This is a genomic window from Desertivibrio insolitus (assembly GCF_017355965.1).
GTDB lineage: Bacteria > Actinomycetota > Actinomycetes > Actinomycetales > Microbacteriaceae > JAFIQW01.
This window is the reverse complement of the sequence record NZ_JAFIQW010000009.1, coordinates 1-1,542: the sequence shown is the minus strand read 5'-3', so window position 1 is coordinate 1,542 and position 1,542 is coordinate 1. Positions and strand designations below refer to the sequence as shown.

Here is a 1,542-nt window from a genome sequence, read left to right as displayed (position 1 = left end):
GCACTTGTTTTTTACGGAGAGTTTGATCCTGGCTCAGGACGAACGCTGGCGGCGTGCTTAACACATGCAAGTCGAACGGTGATGCAGAGCTTGCTCTGCTGATCAGTGGCGAACGGGTGAGTAACACGTGAGTAACCTGCCCTTGACTCTGGGATAAGCGCTGGAAACGGCGTCTAATACCGGATACGACCTTCCCCGGCATCGGGTGGGGGTGGAAAGATTTTTTGGTCAAGGATGGACTCGCGGCCTATCAGCTTGTTGGTGAGGTAATGGCTCACCAAGGCGACGACGGGTAGCCGGCCTGAGAGGGTGACCGGCCACACTGGGACTGAGACACGGCCCAGACTCCTACGGGAGGCAGCAGTGGGGAATATTGCACAATGGGCGAAAGCCTGATGCAGCAACGCCGCGTGAGGGATGACGGCCTTCGGGTTGTAAACCTCTTTTGGCAGGGAAGAAGCGAAAGTGACGGTACCTGCAGAAAAAGCACCGGCTAACTACGTGCCAGCAGCCGCGGTAATACGTAGGGTGCGAGCGTTGTCCGGAATTATTGGGCGTAAAGAGCTCGTAGGCGGTTTGTCGCGTCTGCTGTGAAATCCCGAGGCTCAACCTCGGGCCTGCAGTGGGTACGGGCAAACTAGAGTGCAGTAGGGGAGACTGGAATTCCTGGTGTAGCGGTGGAATGCGCAGATATCAGGAGGAACACCGATGGCGAAGGCAGGTCTCTGGGCTGTAACTGACGCTGAGGAGCGAAAGCGTGGGGAGCGAACAGGATTAGATACCCTGGTAGTCCACGCCGTAAACGTTGGGCGCTAGATGTGGGGACCATTCCACGGTTTCCGTGTCGCAGCTAACGCATTAAGCGCCCCGCCTGGGGAGTACGGCCGCAAGGCTAAAACTCAAAGGAATTGACGGGGGCCCGCACAAGCGGCGGAGCATGCGGATTAATTCGATGCAACGCGAAGAACCTTACCAAGGCTTGACATATACGAGAACGGGCCAGAAATGGTCAACTCTTTGGACACTCGTATACAGGTGGTGCATGGTTGTCGTCAGCTCGTGTCGTGAGATGTTGGGTTAAGTCCCGCAACGAGCGCAACCCTCGTTCTATGTTGCCAGCACGTCATGGTGGGAACTCATAGGAGACTGCCGGGGTCAACTCGGAGGAAGGTGGGGATGACGTCAAATCATCATGCCCCTTATGTCTTGGGCTTCACGCATGCTACAATGGCCGGTACAATGGGCTGCAATACCGTGAGGTGGAGCGAATCCCAAAAAGCCGGTCTCAGTTCGGATTGAGGTCTGCAACTCGACCTCATGAAGTCGGAGTCGCTAGTAATCGCAGATCAGCAACGCTGCGGTGAATACGTTCCCGGGCCTTGTACACACCGCCCGTCAAGTCATGAAAGTCGGTAACACCCGAAGCCGGTGGCCCAACCCTTGTGGAGGGAGCCGTCGAAGGTGGGATCGGTGATTAGGACTAAGTCGTAACAAGGTAGCCGTACCGGAAGGTGCGGCTGGATCACCTCCTTTCTAAGGAGC

The 1,542-nt window shown here is 56.5% G+C and carries 1 rRNA gene; it reads left to right on the top strand.

The window, feature by feature from the left end:
- Nucleotides 1–10: 10 nt before the first annotated feature.
- Nucleotides 11–1,533: ribosomal RNA gene (locus JUB10_RS14400) — 16S ribosomal RNA — on the top strand.
- Nucleotides 1,534–1,542 lie beyond the last annotated feature (9 nt).